The sequence below is a fragment of the Streptomyces bullii genome, assembly GCF_042657145.1.
Classification (GTDB): Bacteria; Actinomycetota; Actinomycetes; order Streptomycetales; family Streptomycetaceae; genus Streptomyces; species Streptomyces bullii.
Genome location: NZ_JBHSNY010000004.1, coordinates 106816 through 125618, shown reverse-complemented (window position 1 = coordinate 125618; position 18803 = coordinate 106816). Strand labels below are relative to the sequence as shown.

Annotated in this window: 15 protein-coding genes and 1 riboswitch; of the genes, 5 read left to right on the top strand and 10 right to left on the bottom strand. The window is 71.6% G+C overall.

Annotated features, from left to right (window positions below):
- Positions 1 to 4: 4 nt before the first annotated feature.
- The 4 genes from ACFPZJ_RS11890 to ACFPZJ_RS11875 are packed head-to-tail and all read right to left on the bottom strand — an operon-like array spanning position 5 to position 5345.
- Positions 5 to 655: a thymidine kinase gene (locus tag ACFPZJ_RS11890; protein WP_381020341.1), complete on the bottom strand. Its 651-nt coding sequence runs from the start codon at positions 653 to 655 to the stop codon at positions 5 to 7.
- Between the two features lie 44 nt (positions 656 to 699).
- Complete coding sequence (locus ACFPZJ_RS11885) at positions 700 to 1893, bottom strand: alkaline phosphatase family protein (RefSeq protein WP_381020340.1); 1194 nt, start codon at positions 1891 to 1893, stop codon at positions 700 to 702.
- Positions 1893 to 2489 (bottom strand): DUF5998 family protein, encoded by a 597-nt coding sequence (locus ACFPZJ_RS11880; RefSeq protein ID WP_381021278.1) that lies wholly within the window; start codon positions 2487 to 2489, stop codon positions 1893 to 1895. Before ACFPZJ_RS11880 ends, ACFPZJ_RS11885 begins: the two co-directional genes overlap by 1 nt.
- A gap of 42 nt (positions 2490 to 2531) precedes the next feature.
- The gene (locus tag ACFPZJ_RS11875; protein WP_381020338.1) at positions 2532 to 5345 is read right to left on the bottom strand and encodes a bifunctional acetate--CoA ligase family protein/GNAT family N-acetyltransferase; all 2814 of its coding nucleotides are present in this window, start codon (positions 5343 to 5345) and stop codon (positions 2532 to 2534) included.
- Between the two features lie 189 nt (positions 5346 to 5534).
- Between ACFPZJ_RS11875 and ACFPZJ_RS11870 the strand changes: the two genes are divergently transcribed.
- Positions 5535 to 5816, top strand: coding sequence for an HPr family phosphocarrier protein (locus ACFPZJ_RS11870; protein ID WP_006136411.1), 282 nt, complete (start codon positions 5535 to 5537; stop codon positions 5814 to 5816).
- 264 nt (positions 5817 to 6080) lie between these two features.
- Here the strand turns inward: ACFPZJ_RS11870 and ACFPZJ_RS11865 are convergent, their stop codons facing one another.
- The 4 genes from ACFPZJ_RS11865 to ACFPZJ_RS11850 form a co-directional block, all read right to left on the bottom strand.
- Positions 6081 to 6767, bottom strand: a complete 687-nt coding sequence (locus ACFPZJ_RS11865; RefSeq protein ID WP_381020336.1) for a GntR family transcriptional regulator — start codon at positions 6765 to 6767, stop codon at positions 6081 to 6083.
- Positions 6768 to 6954: 187 nt separating this feature from the next.
- Positions 6955 to 7719 carry a M23 family metallopeptidase gene (locus ACFPZJ_RS11860; RefSeq protein WP_381020334.1) on the bottom strand — a complete coding sequence of 255 codons (765 nt, stop codon included), beginning with the start codon at positions 7717 to 7719 and terminating at the stop codon, positions 6955 to 6957.
- 13 nt (positions 7720 to 7732) lie between these two features.
- Positions 7733 to 7898, bottom strand: a riboswitch (cyclic di-AMP (ydaO/yuaA leader).
- A 190-nt stretch (positions 7899 to 8088) separates the two neighbouring features.
- Positions 8089 to 9477, bottom strand: coding sequence for a M16 family metallopeptidase (locus ACFPZJ_RS11855; protein ID WP_381020333.1), 1389 nt, complete (start codon positions 9475 to 9477; stop codon positions 8089 to 8091).
- On the bottom strand, positions 9474 to 10868 hold the full coding sequence (locus ACFPZJ_RS11850) for a M16 family metallopeptidase (RefSeq protein ID WP_381020331.1): 1395 nt from the start codon (positions 10866 to 10868) through the stop codon (positions 9474 to 9476). The genes ACFPZJ_RS11855 and ACFPZJ_RS11850 overlap by 4 nt, the downstream gene beginning before the upstream one ends.
- A 268-nt stretch (positions 10869 to 11136) precedes the next feature.
- Here ACFPZJ_RS11850 and ACFPZJ_RS11845 point away from each other — a divergent pair, with 268 nt between their 5' ends.
- Complete coding sequence (locus ACFPZJ_RS11845; RefSeq protein WP_381020330.1) at positions 11137 to 13593, top strand: DNA gyrase/topoisomerase IV subunit A; 2457 nt, start codon at positions 11137 to 11139, stop codon at positions 13591 to 13593.
- Positions 13594 to 13636: 43 nt separating this feature from the next.
- On the opposite strand, the gene ACFPZJ_RS11840 is transcribed toward ACFPZJ_RS11845, so the two are convergent.
- A complete protein-coding gene (locus ACFPZJ_RS11840; RefSeq protein ID WP_381020328.1) occupies positions 13637 to 14791 on the bottom strand; it encodes a CobW family GTP-binding protein in 1155 nt (384 codons plus the stop codon).
- A gap of 320 nt (positions 14792 to 15111) precedes the next feature.
- Between ACFPZJ_RS11840 and ACFPZJ_RS11835 the strand changes: the two genes are divergently transcribed.
- Both ACFPZJ_RS11835 and ACFPZJ_RS11830 read left to right on the top strand, forming a co-directional pair.
- On the top strand, positions 15112 to 15669 hold the full coding sequence (locus ACFPZJ_RS11835) for a DUF6082 family protein (protein WP_381020327.1): 558 nt from the start codon (positions 15112 to 15114) through the stop codon (positions 15667 to 15669).
- Between the two features lie 282 nt (positions 15670 to 15951).
- Positions 15952 to 16191 (top strand): hypothetical protein, encoded by a 240-nt coding sequence (locus ACFPZJ_RS11830; RefSeq protein ID WP_381020325.1) that lies wholly within the window; start codon positions 15952 to 15954, stop codon positions 16189 to 16191.
- A gap of 45 nt (positions 16192 to 16236) precedes the next feature.
- On the opposite strand, the gene ACFPZJ_RS11825 is transcribed toward ACFPZJ_RS11830, so the two are convergent.
- Positions 16237 to 17412, bottom strand: a complete 1176-nt coding sequence (locus ACFPZJ_RS11825) for a citrate synthase/methylcitrate synthase (RefSeq protein ID WP_381020323.1) — start codon at positions 17410 to 17412, stop codon at positions 16237 to 16239.
- Between the two features lie 109 nt (positions 17413 to 17521).
- Here ACFPZJ_RS11825 and ACFPZJ_RS11820 point away from each other — a divergent pair, with 109 nt between their 5' ends.
- A complete protein-coding gene (locus ACFPZJ_RS11820; RefSeq protein ID WP_381020321.1) occupies positions 17522 to 18778 on the top strand; it encodes a citrate synthase in 1257 nt (418 codons plus the stop codon).
- Positions 18779 to 18803 lie beyond the last annotated feature (25 nt).

Here is an 18803-nt window from a genome sequence, read left to right as displayed (position 1 = left end):
CGCGTCAGGACGGCGACACCGGCAGGACGTCCGGGGACAGGGCCGCCGCGCGGGCCGTCGCGGCGGTCATGCGGCGGCGGTGGTGACGACGGCACAGCACCTCGTAGCCGACCTCGTCGGCGGAGTCGGTGACGTCGCCTACGACCACCTGCGCCCCCTCGACGACCATCACGCCCCCGACCGTGCGGGCGTTGTGGGTGGCGCGGGCGCCGCACCAGCACAGCGCCTCCACCTGGAGGACCTCGACACGGTCGGCGAGCTCCACCAGCCGCTGGGAGCCGGGGAACAGCTTGGAACGGAAGTCGGTCGTGATGCCGAAGGCGTAGACGTCGATGCCCAGGTCGTCCACCACGCGCGCGAGTTGGTCGATCTGCTCCGGCGCCAGGAACTGCGCCTCGTCGGCGATCACATAGTCCGCGCGCCCGCCGTGCGAGAGATGGTCGACGAGGTGGCCGTACAGGTCCATCTCGTCCCCGACCTCCACTGCGTCCGTGACCAGGCCGAGGCGGGAGGACAACTTGCCTTCCCCGGCGCGGTCGTTGCGGGTGAGGATCATCCCCACGAGGCCCCGTGCCGAACGGTTGTGCTCGATCTGGAGAGCCAGCGTCGACTTCCCGCAGTCCATCGTTCCGGAGAAGAACACCAGCTCGGGCATGGTGAGGCGAGCACCTTTCGGCAACAGCGAACAGGGGGGAGGCTTCAGGAGCGTACTTCGAGCAGGGGAACGAACTGCTCCGCAGGGGTCATCGAACCGTGGTTGCCGACCATCGCCGACTCCTTCGGCTCCCGCTCGGAGGCGATGATCAGGACGTCGTCCCGTGCGGCGGCGACGACATCGCCGATACGGTCGTAGACCCGTTCATCGATCCGCGGGCCGAACCAGCCCGCCGCGATCGCCTCGTCCCGCGAGGCCACCCAGAACTGCTCGCCGAGCACCTCGCGCCAGCAGGTCAGGACGTCGTTGGCGGCGCCGGGCACCGCGTAGACGTGCCGGGCGCGTCCCTCGCCGCCCAGCAGGGCGACCCCGGCGCGCAGCTCCCAGTCCTCGTCGAAGTCGATGCGGTGCTGCTCGTCGAAGGGCACGTCGATCATGCCGTGGTCGGCGGTGACGTAGAGCGCGCTGCGCGGGGGCAGCTGCTCGGCCAGCCGCTGGACCAGGCGGTCGACGTACATCAGCTGGCCGCGCCAGGTGTCGGAGTCGACGCCGAAGCGGTGGCCTGCGCCGTCGACCTCGGCGTAGTACGTGTAGACCAGGGACCGGTCGGCGGCGGCCAGTTGCTCGGCGGCCAGGTCCACGCGGTCCTCACCGGACAGCCGCCCGAGGAACGTGCCGCCGCTGAGCGCGACCTTGGTCAGCGGGGTGTTCTCGAAGGTGGGCGAGGACACCTGAGCGGCGTGCACACCCGCCTGGTGCGCCAGCTGGAACAGCGTCGGGTACGGCTGCCAGGGGCCCGGCGGGGTCCACGGCTGCCAGCGCAGCTGGTTCATCAGCTCGCCGGTCTCCGGGTTGCGCACGGTGTAGCCGGGCAGGCCGTGCACGCCGGGCGGCAGGCCGGTGCCGACGGAGGCCAGGGAGACCGCCGTGGTCGCCGGGAATCCGGCGGTGAGGGGACGTCCCGTGCCGCCGCGCGACGTGGCGAGCAGCGAGGTCATGAAGGGGGCGTCCTCGGGGTGCGCGATCAGCTGCTCCCAGCCGAGGCCGTCGATCAGGAACACGCAGTTCCGGTCGGCGGGGATCAGTTCCGGGATGGTGGCCGCCATGCCGGGCACGCCCATGCCGGCGGCCAGCGTGGGCAGCAGGTCGGCGAGCGAGCCGGTGCCGTACTCGGGCACGGGTGCGGAGTCGACGGCGAGGGGCTCCGGGTGGTGGTCCCAGGCGGTGAGCTGCGTCATCAGCGGGCGGGGTCCGCGGTCGCCTCGGAGAGGGCCTGGGCGAAGGCGAGTGCCTGGCGGACCGTCTCCGGGCCGTCCCCGGCCTCGCTGACGCGCAGGCTGAGGTCGTCCGCCGTCGAGCTGCCCGTGTAGCCGTGGTCGGCCTCGCAGTTCGGGTCGCCGCAGGCGGCGGGCTCCAGGTCGAGGCGGGAGACGGCGCCCCAGCCGATGGTGAGCACGACCTCGCGGGGCAGCGTGCCCGGCGTGTACTGCTCCGGGTTGGCGACGACGCGGCTGACCACGATCGACGAGATGCGGCTGAGCTTCACGGACTCCGTGGACGTCGTGGCGTACGGCGTCGGGGAGGTGTCGTCCGCGGCCTGTTCGTCGGTGTGGCTGACGATGAACCGGTTGTCGGTGAGGACGAGCACCGTCACGTGCCGCCGCACCTCGTTCTGGTCGAACGTCGTCTCCTGATGGACCAGGTACGACCGGATGGGCTCGCCGCCCACGGCGGCCTCCACCGCCTCGGACACGAGAGCCGGGTAGTAGCCGCTGCGTTCGATCGCCGCACGCAGCCCCTGGGTCGTCGTACTGGTCTTGGCCATGACGCCCATCCTACGGGGGACCACTGACTGCGAGGGACCGCTCGCCCCCGGTCAGTACGCCGGGAGCGTGCGCGGGCCGAGGTCGTCGCGGGCGGGCGGGGGCGCCAGGCGGACCGAGGCGCCGAGAACGCTCAGGCCGCGCGGGGCGACGACGACCGGCTCCAGGGTGACGGCGACGACCTCCGGGTGGTCGTCGACCAGCCGGGACACGCGCAGCAGCAGCTCCTCCAGGGCGGGGGTGTCCACCGGCGCCGAGCCGCGCCAGCCGAACAGCAACGGTGCCGTGCGGATGGAACGCACCAGGGAGCTCGCCTCCCGGTCGGTGACGGGGATCAGCCGGTGCGCCATGTCCCCGAGCAACTGCGAGGCGGCTCCGGCGAGCCCGAAGGAGAGCACGGCTCCGGCCGCGGGATCGATGACGGCCCGTACGACGGTGTCGACGCCGCGCGGCGCCATCCGCTGCACCACCGGGCGCAACTCCTCCGGCGTCCCGAACAGCTCGGTCAACTCGGTGTAGGCGCGGCGAAGTTGGTCCTCGTCGGCGAGGTCCAGGCGTACGCCGCCCAGGTCTGCGCGGTGCCGCAGGTGCGGCGCGGTGGCCTTGAGGGCCACGGGGTAGCCGAGAGCGCGGGCGGCGTCGGCGGCGGCGTCGGAGGTGGGGGCGGTCAGGGCGCGGTGCACATGGACGCCGTACGTGCCGAGGAGGTCGCAGGTCGCCTCGGTGCCGAGCGTGAGGCCCTGACCGCGCGCGAGCAGCCCGCCGATCAGCTGGGCGGCGCCCTTCTCGTCGATGTCCTCGTACTCGGGCACCTTGCCGGGGTCGGCGGCCTCGCGTCTCCACTGGGCGTACGTCACGGCCTGGGCGAGGGCGCGGACGGCGCGTTCGGCGGCGGGGTAGGCGGGGATGAGGTGGGCGCCTTCGGGGGCCTGGACCGCGGTGGTCATCCGCTCCCCGGGACGGAAGGGGTGGTCGGGGGGTGCCACGACGGCCTGCGGCGCGGTGCTCGCCGCGGCGGACAGCGCCTGGGCGAGGCCGCCGAGCTCCACGTGGACCACCAGCACCGGCTTGGAAGGGACGGCGGCGGCGGCCGACCGCAGCGCCTCCGCGAGCGCGGCGTCCCCGGCCGAGCCCTCCCCCACCGTCGGTATCGCCGTCACGACCACCGCGTCGCACGTGTCGTCGGCCAGCGCCCTGGACAGGGCCGCGTGGAAGTCCGCCGGTGCGGCGGCCGTGGTCAGGTCCAGCGGGCGGTGCGGTCGCAGGCCCTCGGCGAGGCACGCGTCGTAGGTGAGCAGTCCCAGCGACTCGGAGTTGCCCAGGATCGCCACGCGGGGGCCGGCGGGCAGGGGCTGGCGCGCGAGCAGCAGGCCCGCGTCGACCAGGTCGGTGATGGTGTCCACCCGGATCACCCCGGCCTGCCGCAGCAGCGCCGAGACGGTCGCGTGCGGCAGCCGCGTCGCGCGTACGGCGTGACCCTGGGGTGCCGCCCCGTGGCGGGCGCCCTGGACGACGACCAGTGGCTTGGCGGCGGCCGTGCGGCGCGCGAGGCGGGTGAACTTGCGGGGGTTGCCGATGGACTCCAGGTACATCAGCACGACGTCGGTGTCGGGGTCCTCGTACCAGTACTGGAGGAGGTCGTTGCCGGAGACGTCGGCCCGGTTGCCGGAGGAGACGAAGGTGGACACGCCGGTGAAGCCGGTGACGCCTCCGCCGCGCCGGTGCAGCCGGGACAGCAGGGCGATGCCGATCGCGCCGGACTGGGCGAACAGGCCGATGCGGCCCGGTCGCGGCATCTCCGGGGCGAGGGAGGCGTTGAGCCGCACCCCAGGTGAGGTGTTGATGATCCCGAAGGCGTTCGGCCCGATGAGGCGCATGCCGTACGCGCGTGCGTGCCGGACGAGGGCCCGCTGGCGCTCGCGTCCCTCGGGCCCGCTCTCGGCGTACCCGGCGGAGACCACGACGAGCCCCTGCACGCCGTGCTCGCCGCACTCGGTGACCACCTCGGGGACGCGCTCGGCCGGCACGGCGACGACGGCGAGGTCGACGGGCCCCTCGATGTCCCGCACCGAGCGGTACGCGGGCACCCCGTCGAGCTCCTTCAGGCCCTCGGGGAAGGCGTGGTTCACGGCGTGCAGCCGGCCGGTGAACCCGGCGTCCCGGATGTTGTCCAGCACGCTGCGGCCCACGCCGCCGGGGGCGCGGCCGGTGCCGATGACGGCGACCGAGCCGGGCGCGAGGAGCCGCTGCACGGACCTGGCCTCGGCGCGCTGCTCGCGCGCGTACTGCACGGCCAGGGAGCGATCGGTGGGTTCCAGGTCGAACTCCAGGCGGACCACGCCGTCCTCGAAGCTGCGCTTCTGGGTGTACCCGGCGTCCGTGAACACCTTGATCATCTTGGTGTTGGCGGGCAGCACCTCGGCGGCGAAACGGCGGATGCCGCGTTCCCGGGCGACGGCAGCGATGTGCTCCAGGAGGGCGGAGGCCACGCCCCGCCCCTGGTGGGCGTCCTGCACGAGGAAGGCGACCTCGGCCTCGTCGGCAGGGGCCGACGCGGGCATTCCGTCGGAGCCGATCCGGTCGTAGCGTACGGTGGCGATGAACTCGCCGCCGACCGTGGCCGCGAGTCCCACCCGGTCCACAAAGTCGTGGTGCGTGAAGCGGTGGACGTCCTTGGCGGACAGACGCGGGTAGGGCGCGAAGAAGCGGTAGTACTTCGACTCGTCCGACACCTGCTCGTAGAAGCTGACCAGACGGTCTGCGTCATCAACGGTGATGGGGCGGATGCGTGCGGTGCCGCCGTCGCGCAGCACCACGTCGGCTTCCCAGTGGGCGGGGTACTCGTGCCGGTCCGACGAGGTCTGCATGGGCCCCAGAGTACGGCTCGCGTCCGACAACGGCGCGAGGCAGTCTGTGGAGGACGGAAGTTCGGGCCGAGGCCGCGGCCCGACCGCCACCATCCGGAGAAGGCGTACACCCGGTACGCCCGTTCCGGCCCAGGTTCACGTGTGGGAAACTGGTCTAGACAACCCTGAACACCTGAAGGGCAGCAACACATGGCTGAGCGCCGCGTCAACGTCGGCTGGGCCGAGGGCCTCCACGCCCGCCCCGCCTCCATCTTCGTCCGAGCCGCCACGGCCGCAGGCGTCCCGGTGACGATCGCCAAGGCAGGCGGTACCCCCGTCAACGCGGCCTCCATGCTGGCCGTCCTGGGCCTCGGCGCCCAGGGCGGCGAGGAGATCGTCCTCGCCTCCGACGCCGAGGGCGCGGACGCCGCCCTGGACCGGCTGGCCAAGCTGGTCGCCGAGGGTCTCGAGGAGCTTCCCGAGACCGTCTGAGCCGACCGCGGCAGCACGGTGAGCCGCGTCGCCCTTCCCGGGCGGCGCGGCTCCGCCGTTTTCCGGGTCCACACCACCGGGGTTTCCGCCCTGGGTTTCGCCGCTGGGTCGCCGCCGACTTCACGGAGTCGACTTTCTCGGACAGGCTTTACGGAACCGGCTTCACACCGGCCGGGCAAACCGCCGGAATTCAAGAGACACGAAGAAAAGGGCAGCGGAAAGAGACCCCGCCGAATAACCTCTTCTTTGTATACGGCCCCCGTGTTAATGCCGCAGGCTCGGCGTGTTTACGGGATGTTGCGCTTTCCTCACGCGGTCTCCGCCGGAGGAGAAACGCAGCCGGTGCGCGGAGCTCGCGCGCTCGGCGTGCAGCGCCGTGAGCGCCCGGGCGCGCTCGCTGTCGCCGCGGGCCACGGCGTCCACGATCGCCCCGTGCTCCGTCCAGGACCCTACGGGGTCGGTGGGCGCCTCCACGGCGTACATCCAGGCGATCTTGTGGCGCAGCTGGGTCAGCACCGACGTCAGCGCGGGGCTGCCGCAGGCCTGGGCGAGCGTCTCGTGGAACCAGCCGCCCAGGGAGCGCAGATCCTCGCTGTTGCCCCTGCGGGCACGCTCCTGGCCCAGCCTCACCAGGCCGCGCAGCACCTTCAGATGGGCCTCGGTGCGGCGCTGGGCGGCACGGGAGGCGCCGAGCGGCTCCAGGAGCACGCGCATCTCCAGCAGGTCGGCGGCCTCCTCCTCGGTGGGTTCCGCCACGCACGCGCCCGCGTGCCGCCGGGTCACCACGAAACCCTCGGCCTCCAGGGTGCGCAGGGCCTCCCGGACGGGGACGCGGGAGACGCCGTAGCGGCGCGCGAGGAGTTCCTCGGTGAGCCGGCTGCCGCGCTCGTGGACACCCGCGACGATGTCGTCGCGGATCGCCGTGCATACCGAGTGCGCCGGAATACGCATGACCGACCTCCGCCTTAATCCCCGTGAAACGTCGACGATGGACGCGTGTTCCGTGACTCTATTGCAATGAGCCGGAATTTCCGACGGCGGGCCGGAATCCATGGATATTTTTTGGACAGTCGGCCGTCCCGAAACGGCGAAAGCCCCGGCTCGGGGAGCCGGGGCCTTGCCGTACGGACCGTACGGGTCAGAGGTCGACGCCGTGCGCGCGGAGGTAGGCGACGGGGTCCATGTCGGAGCCGTACTTCTGGCTCGTCCGGGCCTCGAAGTGCAGGTGCGCGCCGGTGACGTTGCCGGTCGCGCCGGACAGACCGATCCGTTGGCCGGGGGTGACCTGCTGGCCCACCGAGACGCCGATCGACGACAGGTGGCCGTACTGCGTGTACGTGCCGTCGTGCATCTTGATCACGACCTGGTTGCCGTACGCCCCGCCCCAGCCGGCCTCGACGACCGTGCCCATGCCGACCGCCTGGACGGGGGTGCCGCTGGCGGCGTGGAAGTCGACGCCCGTGTGGCTGCCGGAGGACCACACGGCGCCGCCGGCCTTGTAGCCGGTGGAGACGTAGGAGCCGGCGATGGGCGGCACGAACGTGTTCAGGCGCTTGCGCTCTGCCTCGCGGGCGGCGCGCTCCTTGGCCTCACGGGCCCGCTCGGCGGCCTCGGCCGCCTGCCGGCGGGCGGCCTCCTCGGCCTTCTTGCGGGCGGCGGCCTCCTCGGCGGCCTGCCGCTGGGCGGCGGCCTGCGCGTCGATCTGGTCGGCCACGGCGTCGCCGATGGTGATGACCGGGGTGAGGCCGGTCTGCTCGGCGGCGGGCTCGGCGGCGAACGCCGGGGCCGCGACGGTGCCGACGACGCCGGTGGTGGCCAGGGCCGCGACGCCGGCCGCGCGGGCGGTGCCGCGCTTGATGCGGGTGGGACGACGGTGCTTCCCGGTGGCGCGCGTGAACGCCATGAAGTGTGCTGGTCCTTTCCTTCCCTCTCGCCTACCGGGTTAGCTGACGGGTTCGGAGCAGGAAGGTCTCCTACGGACCCCCTCGCGGCTCGCGCGGGCGTCCGATTCACCCCAGGGACTGCTGATGGGTCCCCGGCTCCCCTGGCTCGCGCCGTACGGGGACTCGGCGATGACTGTCCGCTGCCGCGGGTGCGGCGCACTGCCTGACGGACAGCCCGGACGAAGCTAAACGGGACGAGTTTCAATCCCCAAACGGATCGCGGCTTTTGTAGCGCATCCCACAGGGCAGACAGGCCGCCTCCGCCCCAATTCGGGCATAAGGGGGCCCTGGTGACGTTCACGCCACCAGGGCCTCACGCGCGCGTGCCGCTACTCGGCGGACACCACGGTGACTTCACCGATGCCGAGGGCCTCGACCGGCTCCTTGATCTCGCTCGCGTCGCCGACGAGGACGGTCACCAGACGGTCCACCGGGAAGGCGCTCACGGCCGCCGCGGTGGCCTCCACGGTGCCGGTCGCGGCGAGCTGCCGGTACAGCGCTGCCTGGTAGTCGTCGGGCAGGTGCTGCTCGACCTGGTCCGCCAGCGTGCTCGCGACGGCCGCCGCGGTCTCGTACTTCAGCGGCGCCACACCCACCAGGTTCTGCACGGCGACATCGCGCTCGGCGTCGGTGAGCCCCTCCGCGGCGAGCGTGCGCAGCACCGTCCACAGGTCCTGCAGCGCGGGGCCGGTGTTCGGGGTGTCGACGGAGCCGCTGATGGCCAGCATCGCCGCTCCCGTGCCCTCCGGGGAGGACCTGAGGACCTGGGCGAACGACCGCACCCCGTAGGTGTAGCCCTTCTCCTCGCGCAGGACGCGGTCCAGGCGGGAGGTGAGGGTGCCACCGAGGCAGTACGTGCCGAGGACCTGCGCGGGCCACACGCGGTCGTGCCGGTCGGGACCGATGCGGCCGATCAGCAGCTGCGTCTGGACGGCGCCGGGGCGGTCCACGATCACGACCCGCCCGGTGTCGTCGGCGGTCACCGGCGGCACCGGCCGCGGCTCGCTCTGGGAGCCGGTCCAGGAGCCGAGCGTGTCGCCGAGCAGCGCGTCGAGGTCGATGCCGGTGAGGTCGCCGACGACCACGGCGGTGGCCGTGGCGGGGCGCACGTGCTTCTCGTAGAAGGCGCGTACGGCCGCGGCGTCGATCTTCGCGACCGTCTCCTCGGAGCCCTGGCGCGGGCGCGACATGCGCGAGCCCGCCGGGAACAGCTCCTTGGAGAGCTCCTTGGCGGCACGGCGGGAGGGGTTGGCCAGCTCGTGCGGGATCTCGTCGAGGCGGTTGCGGACGAGCCGTTCGACCTCGCTGTCCGCGAACGCGGGCGCCCTGAGGGCGTCGGCGACCAGGCCGAGCGCCTTGGCGAGCCGCGAGGCGGGCACCTCCAGGCTGAGGCGCACACCGGGATGGTCGGCGTGCGAGTCCAGGGTGGCGCCGCAGCGCTCCAGCTCGGCGGCGAACTCCTCGGCGGAGTGCTTGTCGGTGCCCTCCGAGAAGGCCCGCGCCATGATCGTGGCGACGCCGTCGAGGCCGGCGGGCTCGGCGTCCAGGGGCGCCTCCAGCAGGACCTCCACGGCGACGACCTGCTGGCCGGGGCGGTGGCAGCGCAGGACCGTCAGGCCGTTGTCGAGCGCGCCGCGCTCGGGCGCCGGAAACGCCCACGGCTTGGGCTCGCCCGCCCGCGGCTGGGGGTGGAACTCCATCGTGGCGAGCTCGGTCACTTCGCCGCCTCCTCGTTGTCGTCGGTGGCTTCCACGGTCGCCGCGGACTCCGGGTCTTCGGTGCCTTCCACGTCCTCGGCGTGCTCCGGGGTGATCGGCTCGTAGACGAGCACCGCCCGGTTGTCGGGCCGCAGGCGCGCCTGGGCGATCTCCCGGACCTCCTCGGGCGTCACCTCCAGCACGCGCTGGACGGCGGTGAGGGCGAGCTGGGGGTCGCCGAACAGCACCGCGTACCGGCACAGTTCGTCGGCGCGGCCGGCGACCGTGCCGAGCCGGTCGAGCCACTCGCGCTCCAACTGGGCCTGAGCGCGCTCCATCTCCTCCGGGGTCGGGCCCTCCTCGGCGAACCGGGCGAGTTCCTCGTCGATGGCGGTCTCGATGACGGGCACCTCCACGTCGCCGGAGGTCTTCACGTCCAGCCAGCCCAGGGAGGGTGCCCCGGCCAGCCGCAGCAGGCCGAAGCCGGCCGCGACCGCCGTACGGTCCCGCCGCACGAGCCGGTTGTACAGACGGGAGGACTCGCCGCCGCCGAGGATGGTGAGCGCCAGGTCGGCCGCGTCGCACGCGCGCGTGCCGTCGTGCGGGAGGCGGTAGGCGGCCATCAGGGCACGGGCCGGGACCTCCTCCTCGACGACCTCGCGCAGCTGCTCGCCGATGACGTCGGGCAGCGTGCCGTCCCGTGGCGCGGGCTTGCCGTCGTGGCCGGGGATGGAGCCGAAGTACTTCTCGATCCAGGCGAGGGTCTGCTCCGGGTCGATGTCCCCGACGACCGACAGCACCGCGTTGTTGGGCGCGTAGTAGGTGCGGAAGAACTGGCGGGCGTCCTCCAGGTTGGCCGCGTCCAGGTCCGCCATCGAGCCGATGGGCGTGTGGTGGTACGGGTGGCCCTCGGGGTAGACCAGGGCGGTCAGCTTCTCGAAGGCGGTGCCGTAGGGGACGTTGTCGTAGCGCTGTCGGCGTTCGTTCTTGACGACGTCCCGCTGGTTCTCCATCGACTCGTCGTCCAGGGCGGCGAGCAGGGAGCCCATGCGGTCGGCCTCCAGCCAGAGGGCGAGCTCCAGCTGGTGGGCGGGCATGGTCTCGAAGTAGTTGGTCCGCTCGAAGCTGGTGGTGCCGTTCAGCGAGCCGCCGGCGCCCTGGACGAGCTCGAAGTGGCCGTTGCCCTTCACCTGGGCGGAACCCTGGAACATGAGGTGCTCGAAAAGGTGAGCCAGGCCGGTACGCCCCTTGACTTCGTGGCGTGAGCCGACGTCGTACCAGAGGCACACCGCCGCGACGGGGGTCAGGTGGTCCTCGGAGAGCACCACGCGCAGGCCGTTGGCCAGGCGGTGCTCGGTCGCTGTCAGGCCCCCGGAGCCTGCCTGGGCTGTGGCCGTGTGACCCATGGGCATGTACGTCCCTTCGATCGCGGTGACGGTCGTCGAAACCGCCGTTTTCCTGCCGGTCCTGCCACTGTATGCAAGCGCGCGGAGCCCCGGTGAAGTTCCCGGGCGGCGTACGCCGACAGCGAGAACGGGGTTACGGCGCGCGAGGGCGTAGCCTTCGGCAGTGCCGGGCCCGGCGGCCGACGCCGGGTCCCCGGCCCGCGTTGTCAGTGGCTCGGTCCACAATGGTCCGCGTCAGATCCCCGTCAACCGCTTCAGCAAGGAGCCGGCAGCGATGGCCCGCCGCAGCACGAAGACCCCGCCGCCCGACGACTCGTACGAGGAGAAGATCCTCGACATCGACGTCGTCGACGAGATGCAGGGCTCCTTCCTCGAGTACGCGTACTCGGTCATCTACTCCCGCGCCCTGCCGGACGCCCGCGACGGCCTGAAGCCGGTGCACCGCCGCATCGTCTACCAGATGAACGAGATGGGGCTGCGTCCCGAGCGCGGCTACGTGAAGTGCGCCCGGGTCGTCGGCGAGGTCATGGGCAAGCTGCACCCGCACGGTGACGCGTCGATCTACGACGCCCTGGTGCGCATGGCCCAGCCCTTCTCGATGCGGGTCCCGCTCGTCGACGGCCACGGCAACTTCGGCTCGCTGGGCAACGACGACCCGCCGGCGGCCATGCGGTACACCGAGTGCCGGATGGCCGAGGCCACGGGCCTGATGACGGAGTCGATCGACGAGGACACCGTCGACTTCCAGCCCAACTACGACGGCCAGGAGCGCGAGCCGGTGGCGCTGCCCGCCGCCTTCCCGAACCTGCTGGTCAACGGGGCCTCGGGCATCGCGGTCGGCATGGCCACGAACATGCCTCCGCACAACCTGCGGGAGGTGATCGCGGCGGCCCGCCACCTGATCCGGCACCCGAACGCCGATCTCGACGCCCTGATGAAGCACGTCCCGGGCCCCGACCTGCCCACCGGCGGCCGGATTGTCGGCCTGGCCGGCATCCGGGACGCGTACGAGACGGGCCGCGGCACGTTCAAGATGCGCGCGACCGTCACCGTGGAGACCGTGACGGCGCGCCGCAAGGGCCTGGTCGTCACGGAGCTGCCCTTCACGGTCGGCCCGGAGAAGGTCATCGCCAAGATCAAGGATCTGGTGGGCTCGAAGAAGCTGCAGGGCATCGCCGACGTCAAGGACCTCACCGACCGGCAGCACGGCCTGCGCCTGGTCATCGAGATCAAGAACGGCTTCGTGCCGGAGGCGGTCCTGGAGCAGCTGTACAAGCTGACGCCGATGGAGGAGTCCTTCGGCATCAACAACGTGGCCCTGGTGGACGGCCAGCCGCTCACGCTGGGCCTGAAGGAGCTCCTGGAGGTCTATCTCGACCACCGCTTCGACGTCGTACGACGGCGTTCGGAGTTCCGCCGGGGCAAGAAGCGCGACCGCCTGCACCTGGTCGAGGGTCTGCTCACGGCGCTGCTCGACATCGACGAGGTCATCCGCCTCATCCGCTCCAGTGAGAACTCCGCGCAGGCCAAGGAGCGCCTGATGGGGCACTTCTCGCTGAGCGAGGTGCAGACGCAGTACATCCTCGACACGCCGCTGCGCCGTCTCACCAAGTACGACCGCATCGAGCTGGAGGCGGAGAAGGACCGGCTGAACGCGGAGATCGAGGAGCTGACCCGGATCCTGGAGTCGGACGCGGAGCTGCGCAAGCTGGTCTCCTCGGAACTGGCCGCCGTCGCCAAGAAGTTCGGCACCGACCGGCGCACGGTCCTGCTGGAGTCGGCCGGGGCCACGGCCGCCACCGTTCCGCTCCAGGTGGCGGACGACCCGTGCCGGGTGCTGCTGTCCTCCACGGGTCTGCTGGCGCGCACGGCCAACGGCGAGCCCTTCCCGGAGGACGGCGCCGCCAAGCGCGTCAAGCACGACGTGATCGTCTCGGCGGTCCCGGCCACGGCCCGTGGCGAGGTGGGCGTGGTCACCTCGGCCGGCCGCCTGCTCCGGGTGAACGTGATCGACCTGCCGCAGCTCCCCGAGGAGATGCCGAGGCCGAACCTGTCGGGCGGCGCCCCGCTGGCGGAGTTCGTCTCCCTGGAGGACGACGAGGACGTGGTGTGCCTGACCACCCTCGACGAGTCCTCGCCGGGCCTGGCGCTCGGCACGGAGCAGGGTGTCGTCAAGCGCGTGGTGCCCGACTACCCGGCCAACAAGGACGAGCTGGAAGTGATCACACTCAAGGAGGGCGACCGGATCGTCGGCGCGGTCGAGCTGCGCACCGGCGAGGAGGACCTGGTCTTCATCACCGACGACGCCCAGCTGCTGCGTTTCCAGGCGTCCCAGGTCCGGCCGCAGGGCCGCCCGGCGGGCGGGGTGGCGGGCATCAAGCTCGCCGAGGGCGCGAAGGTCATCTCCTTCACGGCCGTCGACCCGGCGTCGGACGCGGTCGTCTTCACGGTCGCCGGATCGCGCGGCACGCTGGACGACTCCGTGCAGACGACGGCCAAGCTGACGCCGTTCGACCAGTTCCCGCGCAAGGGCCGGGCCACCGGCGGGGTGCGCTGCCAGCGGTTCCTGAAGGGTGAGGACTGCCTGTCCCTGGGCTGGGCGGGCCCGGCCCCGGCCCTCGCCGCGCAGAAGAACGGCTCCCCGGCCGAGCTGCCCGACCCCGACCCGCGCCGCGATGGCTCGGGCGTCTCGCTGCCGAAGACGGTGGCGGTGGTGGCGGGGCCGGTCTAGGAGGTGCTTTGCGGATCACGTCGGCGACGCCGGGGCTGAGACCCTAGGCCGCGGGATCCTCGGGGGCTTCCGGGTCCCCGGGGTCGTCGTCGTAGGGCCGCCACTGAACGGGCCCCTGGTCCTCGGGGTCCCGCACGTAGCGCAGGACGCCCCACATGCCGTGCTCGTCGGCGTGCGGGGTGTCGTTCGGGCACCCCTCCAGCTGTGTGCCGAGGGCGGGCACGTCGATGCCGGAGCCGATGAGGACGAGCTGGGTGAGGCGCTCCTCGGCGGGTGCCCAGGGCTCCGGGTAGAACCGCAGGAAACGTCCGACGGCGTGGACGGCGTAGCGGTTGCGGGTGTCGTACGGGCCGAAGTCGACGTATCCCTTGATCCGGTACAGCCCCGCGGGCCGGCTGTCGAGGAACTCCATCAGCCGGCGCGGGTCGAGGGGGACACGGGAGACGAACGACAGGCTGTCGTAGCCGGTGTGCAGGTGCCCGGCGTGCTCGTCCTCTCCGTCGCCGTGCTCGTGCAGGTCGTCGAAGGACAGCTGCCCGATGCGCTCCTCGCTCGGCCTGCAGTCGAAGAGGAACTCCGGGTCGATACGGCCGTAGGAAGCCGGCACGACGGCGGCGCGGTCGACGAGGGACCGCACGAGTGCGAGCACGCGTTCCGCGCCGGCGGCCCGGTCGACCTTGTTGACGACGACGAGGTCGGCGAGGCCGATGTGCCGGTCGAGCTCGGGATGCCGGGCCCGGGTGTCGTCGAACTCGGCAGCGTCGACGACCTCGACGAGACCCCCGTACACGATGCCCGGAAGCTCACTGGCCAGAACCATGCGCACGAGTTCCTGGGGCTCGGCCAGGCCGCTGGCCTCGATGACGATGACGTCGATGCCGAGCGAGGGCTGGGCGAGCCGCTCCAGATAGACATCGAGCTCGCTGGCGTCCACGGCACAGCACAGGCACCCGTTGCCCAGCGACACCGTCGAGTCGCCGAGCGCGCCGGCCACGGCCATCGCGTCGATCTCGATGGCTCCGAAGTCGTTGACGATGGCGCCGATACGGCTGCCGCCGCTGCGGTGGAGGAGATGGTTGAGCAGGGTCGTCTTCCCGGAGCCGAGGAATCCGGCCAGGACGACGACCGGGATCTGGCGGGGGCCGGAACTCGGGTTCGGGCTCGGATCCGTGCTCGGACTCGTGCTCGGCTGACTCACCGTGCGACCTCTCTCACGCCGACGCGTGCACCGGCTCACGGCCCGGTGCACGTACGAAGATTGAATGCCGCCCCAGGATACGAGCCGTAAGAATCGCGACGAAGTGAACGATTGTTAGCAGCACTTGCGGGGCAGACGTTGGGCATGGCGCCGGACTGTGCGACCCTCGCTTCCCTCCGTGCGCCGCCTCTCCGCCTCCCTGCCGATCAGAGCCGCTCGGCACTCTGGGAGACGGCAAGCGCCGCCCACCGCTCGCCGGTCCCCACCAGTCGACCCGCACCCCGACGACCGGCGGACGGCCGCCTGATTCGGGGGTTGACATGGCCACACAGAAGTCCGGGATCCAGGGGCTGGGCTCCGCAGCGCTGGCAGGCGTCGGCCTGCTGGCGGGAGCTGTCGCCGCCATGGCCGCACAGCGCCGCAGGATCGATTCGCTCCGCATCCGGCTCGATCACCTGGAGCAGGCCGCGCAGACCCAGCGCCACGCCGACCTCGCCACCCAGCAGCGCCTTCACTGGGAGCTTCTGAGCAAGGCGATCGACCACCCGGATCTGGCGGAGGTGCTCGACGTCTTCGAGGTTCAGGTGTCTCCCCAGCAGCTGCGCCAGTTCCTCTTCGCCAACGCCCTCTACACCAACCAGGTGTTCGCGTACCGCGTCGGCAACATCAGCCGTGAGGAGTTCTTCGGGTTCATGCGCGGACTGTTCCAGAATCCGATCGTCCGTGAGTACTGGTACGCGGGCCGGCACCAGCGGGCGACCATGGCCGACGAATCCGACGAGGCCAGGCTGGGACGCCTGGTCGACGACCTGCTGCGTCAGCTGGAGGAGGCGGACATCGACGAATGGTGGGTCGTCGGGGAACCGCCCACTGAGTAACGAGGGTCACAACGACACCAACAATCACATTGGGTCAACTTCGTCCTCCTTTCATCGGGTATCGCAAGAGTGAACCCAATCCAGCCATAACGAAGTGGCAAACACCTTCTGTTTTCACGGGTTTCAGAAGCTCTACCGGCGAGGCGCCCCCACCATTGAGAGGCTGAGCACTCCCAGCCGGTGTTCACTGCTCTCGACACCGATGGATGGTTGGGCTGCCCTGCGCGCGCGGGACAGCCCACCACCCATGTCTCGAACCGTGCGAGCGAAGGAAAAGCAACAGTGAGTCAGATCATCCGTCGCCTTGGTGCATCGCCACGCGACCGGGGCAGCGCAGGCGGAGCCAACTGCCCGGACATTTTCGAATTGTCCGACGGGCGCTTTGCCGTGATCGGTACGGATGTCACGGACTCGCTGGACGCCGAACTCCCCGACGACGCCTCGCGTGCCGATGACGAACGCATCGTGGTCATCACCCGGGAGACCCTGGTCCGGGCGAAGGCCGATATTCCTGACGCGTAGACACTGCTTGCGCGGCCGGCTCGACAGACATCGGGCCGGCCTTCGTCATGCCGCCGGCACGGCTGTCGGCACCGCCTGTGGCGCCCGAGGCCCCACATACCGCGCCACCGGCCTGATGATCTTGGAGTCCTCCGCCTGTTCCAGGATGTTGGCGCTCCAGCCGACCACCCGTGCCGCCGCGAACGTCGGGGTGAACATCTCGCGCGGCAGACCGCAGAGCTCCATGACCACACCCGCGTAGAACTCGACGTTGGTGTGGAGTTCCCGTCCCGGTTTCAGTTCGGCGAGGATCGCCTCGACACGGCGCTCGACCTCCACGGCGAAGTCCACGCGTGGTCCGCCGAACCGCTGAGCGACCTCGCGGAGCATGCGCGAGCGAGGGTCCTCGGTGCGGTAGATCGCGTGGCCGAAGCCCATGATGCGCTCCCCGGCGACGACTCGCTCCCGGATCCAGGAGTCGATGCGGTCGGGGGTCGCGATGGCGTCCAGGGTGTCCAGCGCACGGCTCGGGGCACCTCCGTGCAACGGCCCGGACAGCGCCGCCACCGCTCCGACGAGACATGCCGCCACGTCGGCCCCGGTCGACGCGATGACCCTCGCCGTGAAGGTTGACGCATTGAATCCGTGATCAATGGTTGAGATCAAGTACTGCTCGATGGCCCGGGCGCGCTCCTCGTCCGGCTCCGCGCCCGTCAGCATGTACAGGTAGTTCGCCGCGTACGACAGGTCCTCGCGCGGCTCGACGGGGTCGAGCCCCTTGCCCAGCCGGTACAGCGCGGTGAGCAGCGTCGGCACCGCCGCAGCTGCCTCCAGGGTGTCCTGACGGCGCCGGTCCGCATCGATGTCGTACACGGGCCGGAACCCCTTCGCGGCGCCGAGCAGCGAGAGCGCCGTACGCATCCCGGAGAGCGGGCCGGAGCGGCCGGCGGCGGCCGCGATGGCGGGCAGGGCGGCCCGCACGTCGTCGGGGAGCCGTCGCAGGGCAGCGGCCTCGGCGGCGAAGACGGCACCGCGCCCGGCGTCCGGCAGGTCGCCGAAGACGAGCAGGTGCCACGCGTCCTCGAAGCTGCGGGTCCGCGCGAGTTCGACGGCCGAGTACTGCCGGTAGTGGTAGAAGCCCTCGAGGCCACGGACATCACCGACGCGGGTGTCGGTGACGACGACTCCCGCGAGTCCCCGCGGTACCTCGACGAATGGGGCTGCGGACCTGTTGACGGACATGATTCCTCCCTGGACTTGATTCGAATGTCCATGATTGACTCAGAGGTGTCAATATTGATTCGATCAATGCAGCGATCAATGTGCGGCGGAGGCGGATACGGTGACCCCCATGCGCGATCAAGAACCCGCCCCGGCCGACGCGGAACGGCGCCTGACCACCAAGGAGGCCGCGGAACTGCTCGGCGTGAAGCCCGAGACCGTGTACGCGTACGTCAGCCGAGGCCAGCTCAGCAGCCGGCGGGTGCCCGGCGGCCGGGGCAGCACGTTCGACGCCGAGGAGGTCGAGGCGCTCGCCCGGCGCAACAGGCGGGACGGCGGCGGGAATTCGGCCTCCCGCGGCGAGTTGTCCGTGCGGACCCGCCTCACCCTCATCGACGGGGACCGGTACTACTTCCGGGGCGTCGACGCGGTGGAACTCGCGGCACGCCACACCTACGAAGAGGTCGCCGAGTGGCTGTGGACCGGCCGGCTGCGTCCGGGCGTCACCTTCACCGCGCCCGACACCTCCGTCGCCGCAGCCCGCCGCGCCGTCGACGCGCTGCCCGAACACACCGCGCCCACCGACCGGTTGAGGGTCGCGGCGATCGCCGCCGCGAGCGCCGACCCGCTGCGCTTCGACCTGTCCGAGGAGGCCGTGCTGGGCGCTGCCCGCACCCTCATCCCGACCCTCGTCGCCGCGCTCCCACCGGTGCGGTTCTCCCACCTGGACGAGGGCCCCCTCGCCCACCGTCTGTGGGCCCGGCTCAGCGGACGGGAGCCGGACGAGGCGTCACTGCGGGCACTGGACCGGGCACTCGCCCTCCTGGTCGACCACGATCTGGCCGCCTCCACGCTGGCGGTGCGCGTCGCCGCCTCCGCCCGTGCGCACGCCTACGCGGCCGTCTCCGCCGGGCTCGGTGTGCTGGAGGGCCCCCTGCACGGTGCGGCCAGTGGCCTCGCCCACCGGCTGCTGCTCGACGTGCTCGACCACGGCGACCCGGCCCCCGTGATCGCGGACGAACTGCGGGCCGGCCGCCGTATCCCGGGCCTCGGTCACCGGCTCTACCCGGGCGAGGATCCACGCGCGCGTGCCCTGTTCGAGCTCCTGGAGGAGATTCCGCGCGCGGCGCCCGCCCTCGCCGCGGCCCGCGACGTCGTCGCCACCACCGCGCGTCACGCTCCCCTGCACGCCAACGTGGACCTGGCGCTCGCCGTGCTCACCGCGTCCTGTGGCATGCCCGCCACGGCGGGCGAGACGATCTTCGCCGTGGCCCGTACGGCGGGGTGGATCGCCCACGCCCTGGAGGAGTACGGCGAACCCCCGCTGCGCATGCGGCCGAGCGGTCTGTACGTGGGTCCCAGGCCGCCTCAGCCACTGCCGGAGTAGGACACGCCGGGCCGGGAAGTCATCG